Below are 6,141 nucleotides of genomic sequence, written 5' to 3' on the forward strand. Positions count from 1 at the left end.
GTAGACTCGGCGGATTCAAATATCGTGTCCCGCCTGTGCCCCGACGCTACGATTCCGACGACATCGACGATCTCGACGACGACAACGAGACCGGCCCTTCGCCCTGGCGCCGCCGGTTGGTCACCTGGAGCATGGCCGCCGTTGCGCTGGGCCTGGGTTTCCTGATCCCGTATACGGTGTACCTGAACCAACAGGTGACCCAGCGCTTCGGTGAACTGCGTTGGCAGATCCCCACGCGCGTGTATGCGCGTCCGCTGGTGCTGGTGCCCGGCAAGGCAATGGATGCGGCCACGCTGAAGACCGAACTGGCCGCGTCGGCCTACCGCGATGACGGCGTCGGTGAGGCGCCGGCGACCTACGCCGTGCAGGGCGCGCGTTTCACCATTTCCAGCCGCGGTTACAACGATGTCGATGGGCGCGTGGCGCCGCGGCGGGTGGAGCTGACCCTGGCGGGAGGCAGCATCGCCTCGCTGCGCGATGCCCAGGCGCGCAAGGCGTTGAAAGCCGCGCGCCTGGACCCGGCCCGGATCGCCACGCTGTACGGGCAGAAGCAGGAAGAGCGTCGCCTGATCCGCATGGAAGAAGCCCCGGACCTGCTGGTCACGGGCCTGCAGGCGGTGGAGGACAAAGACTTCAACCGCCATCACGGCATCGATCTGTCCGGCATCGCGCGTGCGGTGTGGGTCACGGTGCGGTCGGGAGGGCAGAGCCGGCAGGGTGCTTCCACGCTGACCCAGCAGCTGGCGCGCAGCGGCCTGCTCGGCATCGGCAAGGAGCAGACCCTCACCCGCAAATTCAATGAAGTGCTGTTCGCCCTGATCATGGAAGCGCGGTATGACAAGCGCACCATCTTCGAGGCCTACCTCAACCAGGTCTACCTGGGGCAACGGGGCAGCCAGGCCATCCATGGCATGTCCTCGGGCGCCGAGTTCTGGTTCGGGCGCGACCTGTCATCGCTGGAAAGCGAGCACATCGCGCTGCTGATCGGCCTGGTCAAGGGGCCGTCCTACTACGACCCGCGACGCAACCCGGAACGCGCGCTGGACCGGCGCAACTTCGTGCTGGGCAAGCTGCACGAAGCCACCCTGATCGACGATGCGGAGTACCAGCGCGCGCTGAAGGCCCCGCTGGGGGTGCCGAAGAGTCCGGGCATCGCGGCCGCCAACCGTTTCCCTGCGTATATCGACCTGGTACGTCGCCAGCTCGGCCATGACTACCCGGAATCGGTACTCCAGGGCGCCGGCATGAGCGTGATGAGCGGCATGGCGCCGTCCGCGCAGGCCTATGCCGAAGGCGCGGTCACCCGCACGGTGAAGTCGCTGGAAAGCAGGAAAAGGCCGGAAATCCAGGCCGGGCTTGTGCTGACCGACGTGCACAACGGTGACGTGCTGGCGGTGGTCGGCAACCGCGACGTGTCCGCGCCCGGCTTCAACCGGGCCATCGAAGCGCAGCGCCAGGTCGGCTCGCTGCTCAAGCCGTTCGTCTATCTGCTGGCGCTTGCCCAGCCGGATCGTTATTCGCTGGCCAGTTGGGTGGACGATTCACCGGTCACGGTGAAACTGGGCCGCAACCGCAACTGGTCGCCGGGCAATGCGGACAACCGCAGCCACGGCACCGTGCGGCTGGTCGATGCGCTGGCACATTCCTACAACCAGGCCACCGTGCGGGTCGGCATGCAGGTGGGCCCGGAACGGGTCACCCAGCTCATCAACGTCCTGGCCGGGATCAAGGCGGAATCCAACCCCGCCGTGATCCTGGGAGCGACGGACCAGAGCCCCTATGCAATGGCCCAGCTCTACCAGTTCCTCGCCTCCGGCGGCGAAATCCAGCCGTTGCACGCGGTACGCGGCGTGCTGGATCCCAAGGGCAAGCTGCTCAAGCGCTACGACAAAACGCCGGCACCGGCGCAGGAAGGCGATTCGATCGCCGCCAACCTGATCAGCATCGGCCTGCAGCAGGTGGTATCCAGCGGCACCGCGCAGCGCCTGAACGCCGACGGCCTGGGGCGCCTGCAGGCGGCCGGCAAGACCGGTACGTCCAACGATGGCCGCGACAGCTGGTATGCCGGTTACACCGGCGACCATCTGGCAGTGGTGTGGATGGGCAACGACCAGAACCAGGAGACCGGCCTGTTTGGCGCGACGGGCGCGATGCGGGTGTGGTCGGGCATCTTCTCGCGGCTGCCCACTGCGCCGCTTCGGGTCAGCGACAAGGGCCTGGATTACCAGTACGTGGAGGCCAGTGGTACTGGCTCGACCGACGAAGCCTGTCCCGGCGCACGTCGCTTCCCGTTCGTGGTCGGCTACGCGCCGGCCTACACTCCCTGTGCTCCGCCTGCGGCGGTGCCGGAAGAGGGCGGCGAGCAGGGCGGGGGCTGGCGCAGCTGGTTCGGGCTGGATCCCAAGCCGGACGCTTCCGCGGAACCTTCGGCGCAGCCGGCGCCTACCACGTCCCCGAGGTAACCCCATGACTTTTCCCGCACTGCGTGTCTCCCTGGTGGCGTTGGCGCTGAGCGCCTCGCTGGCCGCCTGTGTCAGCGCACCGCCGGCGGCGGTGGCCCCGGTGGACACCACCACGCCGGCCCAGCGCATGGCCGCGGTTGAAGCCGCCGCAGGTCCCGATGACAAGGAAGTATCGGTGGCACCGCTGCGCGATCCGCAGGTCGACGACCTTCGCCAATCCGCGCTGGCACGACGCCAGGCGGGTGATCTGGATGCCGCGGCCGGTCACCTGGACCAGGCCTTGGGACTGGTCGCCGAAGATCCGGCGGTGCTGCAGGAACGTGCCGAGGTCGCGCTGCTGCAGGGCCAGTGGGCGCCGGCCGAGCAGTTCGCACAACAGGCCCTCCAGCTGGGGTCGAAGACCGGCCCGCTGTGCCGTCGGCACTGGGCGACGATTGAACAGTCGCGGCTGGCGCGCGGCGAGCAGGAGAACGCCGTGTCTGCGCACGCGCAGATTGCCAGCTGCACCGTGCCGCCGATCATGCGCTACTGAGGTCTGCGAACGGGTGGGACCCCCTCGCGGGTGGCCCTTGTTTGACGCCGCAGCTGGGAGCGGGCCGTTGGCGGGAACATTCCGCCGACCATGGGTCGGCGCTACCAAGGCGTCCATGGACCCGCCCCACCAACCGCACGACCATGCAGCTGTTGACGTTGATCTTGACGTCGGCTTCTGCGCTGCCGGGCGCCGCCCGGCGAAAACGTTCCCCACCCGGTATCCTGTCAGCGTTGATGAAGCCTGATCTTGTCCATGCCAGCCGCGAGGCGCTGAGCCAGGGCGGGGCGCTCGCCTCCCACCTGGACGCGTTCGTGCCACGCCCGGCACAGCTGTGCCTGACCGAGGCCATCGCCGAAACACTGCAGCAACGTGACCTGCTGCTGGCCGAAGCGGGCACCGGCACCGGCAAGACCTACGCCTATCTGGTGCCGGTGCTGCTGTCGGGGATGAAAACCATCATCTCCACCGGTACCCGCGCGCTGCAGGACCAGCTTTACCATCGCGACCTGCCACGCGTGCGGCAGGCGCTCGGCGTGGGCCACCGCAGCGCGTTGTTGAAGGGCCGCGCCAATTACCTGTGCCGCTACCGCCTGCAGCAGGCGCGCGGCGAGCCGCGTTTCAGCTCGCCCCAGCAGGCGGCCGAGTTCCAGCGCATCCTGGCCTGGTCCGGGCGTACCCGGCATGGCGACATGGCCGAACTGGATGCGCTCGCCGATGACTCCCCGCTGCTGCCGATGGTCACCTCGACGGTGGACAACTGCCTGGGTCCCGACTGCGCCTTCTACGATGACTGCTTCGTGGTGCAGGCACGCCAACGCGCCCAGGCCGCCGACGTGGTGGTGGTCAACCACCACCTGCTGCTGGCCGACCTGGCGTTGAAGCAGGAAGGCTTCGGCGAGCTGCTGCCGGGCGCCGAGGCCTTCGTCATCGACGAAGCCCACCAGTTGCCCGAACTGGCCGCGCAGTTCTTCGGCGAAGGCTTCGGCATGCGGCCCTGGCAGGAGCTGGCGCGTGACTGCCTGCTGGAGGCGCGCAGTGTGGCGGGCGCACAGGCGGCATTGCAGGCGCCGGTCTCCACGCTGGAGCACGCGTTGGTCGACCTGCGCACCGCTATGGACGGGCTGCCGCAGCGCGGCACGCAGTGGCGTGCGCTGGCGGTGCCGCAGGTACGCGACGGCTTCGATGCCACGATGAGCGCACTGCATGCCCTGCTGCAGGGACTGGAGGGCCTGCGCGAAGCCTCGTCCGGCCTGGATGCGTGCCATGCGCGGGCGCGCGAGGCGGTGTCCCGGCTCGGTCGCTGGCTGGGCGATGACGCGCCGTTGCTGGACTTCGATGCCGAGCCGGACGCCGCGCCGACCGCGGCCGGTGACGTGCTGTGGTACGAACTGACCCCGCGTGGATTCCGCTGCCAGCGCACCCCGATGGATGTGTCTGGTCCACTGCGCGAACACCGGCAGCGCACGCTGGCGGCGTGGATATTCACCTCCGCCACCTTGACCGTGGGCGGGGGCTTCGAGCACGTGACCCAGCGCCTGGGATTGGACGACCCGCGCACGCTGGTCCAACCCAGCCCCTTCGACTGGCCCACCCAGGCGCTGTGCTACCTGCCGGAAGGCTTGCCGGATCCGGCCGCACGCGGTTTCGGCACCGCGCTGATCGCCACCCTGCGTCCGGTACTGGAGGCCTCGCACGGGCGCGCCTTCCTGCTGTTTGCCTCGCATCGCGCCCTGCGCGAGGCGGCCGAAGCGCTGCGTGGAGCGCCCTGGCCGCTGTTCGTACAGGGCGAGGCGCCGCGTGCGACGCTGCTGCAGCGCTTCCGTGAATCCGGCAACGGGGTGCTGCTGGGGTCTGCCAGTTTCCGCGAAGGCGTGGACGTGGTCGGTGATGCGCTGAGCGTGGTGGTCATCGACAAACTGCCCTTCGCCGCACCGGATGATCCGGTGTTCGAAGCGCGGCTGGAGGCGATCCGCAGCCAGGGCGGCAACCCGTTCCGCGACGAACAGCTGCCGCAGGCGGTGATCGCGCTGAAGCAGGGCGTCGGCCGGCTGATCCGCAGCGAGACCGACCGCGGCGTGCTGGTCCTGTGTGATCCACGCCTGCTCAACCGAGGCTATGGCCGGATCTTCCTGGACTCGCTGCCACCGTTCCGGCGCACCCGCGCGCTGGCCGATGTGCAGGCCTTCTTTGCCCCACAATGGTCGCCGGCCGCGCCTGCGCCTGCTCCCGATGACGTGGCGCCGCCCGGTACACCGCTCTCCCTGTTCTGAACATTGAAACGATGAAACTGCTCGCCTTTGAACTGTCCACCGAAGCCTGCTCCGTTGCCGTCCACGTGGATGGACAGGTACGCGAACGCTTTGAGATCGCGCCGCGCCGGCATGCCGAGCTGGCCCTGCCGTGGGCCGAGGAACTGCTTGCCGAGGCCGGCATCGCGCGTTCGCAGCTTGATGCCATCGCCCTGGGCCGCGGTCCGGGCGCGTTCACCGGCGTGCGCCTGGCCATCGCGCTGGCGCAGGGCGTCGCGCTGGCGCTGGACCGCCCGCTCATCCCGGTTTCCACGCTGCAGGCACTGGCGATGCGCGCGCCGGCCGACGCCGGCCAGGTACTGGCTGCGATCGATGCGCGGATGGGCGAGGTCTACGTGGCCCGCTACCAGCAGGTCGACGGCTTGCCCCGGCTGCAGGATGCCGAGCGGGTGTGCCCGCCCCAGGCGGTGGTGCTGCCCGAGGGCGTCCGTTGTGCCGGCGTGGGCACCGGCTTTGCCGCGGCCGAGGGCGCGATCGTGGTGCAGCTGGGCACTGCGTTGATCAGCGTGGACGCCACGGCGTTGCCGCGTGCTTCGGATGTTCTGGCGCTCGCGCTGCCGATGTTGGCGCGCGGCGAAGCGATCGCCCCGGAGCGGGTGGAGCCGGCGTACCTGCGCGACAACGTGGCGTTGACGCTGGTCGAGCAACAGGCGTTGCGGGCGTCCAGACAGCGCTGAGGGCGCGAACGGGTGGGACCCCCTCGCGGGTGGCTGCTGGTTGCCGCAGCTGGGCTGGGCCGGGCGGTGGGGCTGGTCGGGGGACGGCAGAAGCCGCATCCTGCGGGCCTCGTTTCGCGCCATCCATGGCGCTCAACGCCCCCGCCCAGCCCCACCGC

The 6,141-nt window shown here is 69.4% G+C and carries 4 protein-coding genes; all 4 read left to right on the forward strand.

What is annotated here, in order from left to right:
- Positions 1-35: 35 nt before the first annotated feature.
- The 4 genes from mrcB (at position 36) to tsaB (ending at position 5,983) form a co-directional block, all read left to right on the forward strand.
- Positions 36-2,462: a penicillin-binding protein 1B gene (gene mrcB, locus ABE522_RS03100; RefSeq protein WP_346590427.1), complete on the forward strand. Its 2,427-nt coding sequence runs from the start codon at positions 36-38 to the stop codon at positions 2,460-2,462.
- 4 nt (positions 2,463-2,466) lie between these two features.
- Positions 2,467-2,994 carry a hypothetical protein gene (locus tag ABE522_RS03105; RefSeq protein WP_346590428.1) on the forward strand — a complete coding sequence of 176 codons (528 nt, stop codon included), beginning with the start codon at positions 2,467-2,469 and terminating at the stop codon, positions 2,992-2,994.
- 236 nt (positions 2,995-3,230) lie between these two features.
- Positions 3,231-5,267, forward strand: a complete 2,037-nt coding sequence (locus tag ABE522_RS03110; protein WP_346590429.1) for a DNA repair helicase YoaA — start codon at positions 3,231-3,233, stop codon at positions 5,265-5,267.
- An 11-nt stretch (positions 5,268-5,278) separates the two neighbouring features.
- Positions 5,279-5,983 (forward strand): tRNA (adenosine(37)-N6)-threonylcarbamoyltransferase complex dimerization subunit type 1 TsaB, encoded by a 705-nt coding sequence (gene tsaB, locus ABE522_RS03115; protein ID WP_346590430.1) that lies wholly within the window; start codon positions 5,279-5,281, stop codon positions 5,981-5,983.
- The last annotated feature ends 158 nt before the right edge of the window (positions 5,984-6,141 follow it).

The sequence above is a fragment of the Stenotrophomonas lacuserhaii genome (genome assembly GCF_039674585.1).
In the GTDB taxonomy this organism is placed as follows: domain Bacteria; phylum Pseudomonadota; class Gammaproteobacteria; order Xanthomonadales; family Xanthomonadaceae; genus Stenotrophomonas; species Stenotrophomonas pennii_A.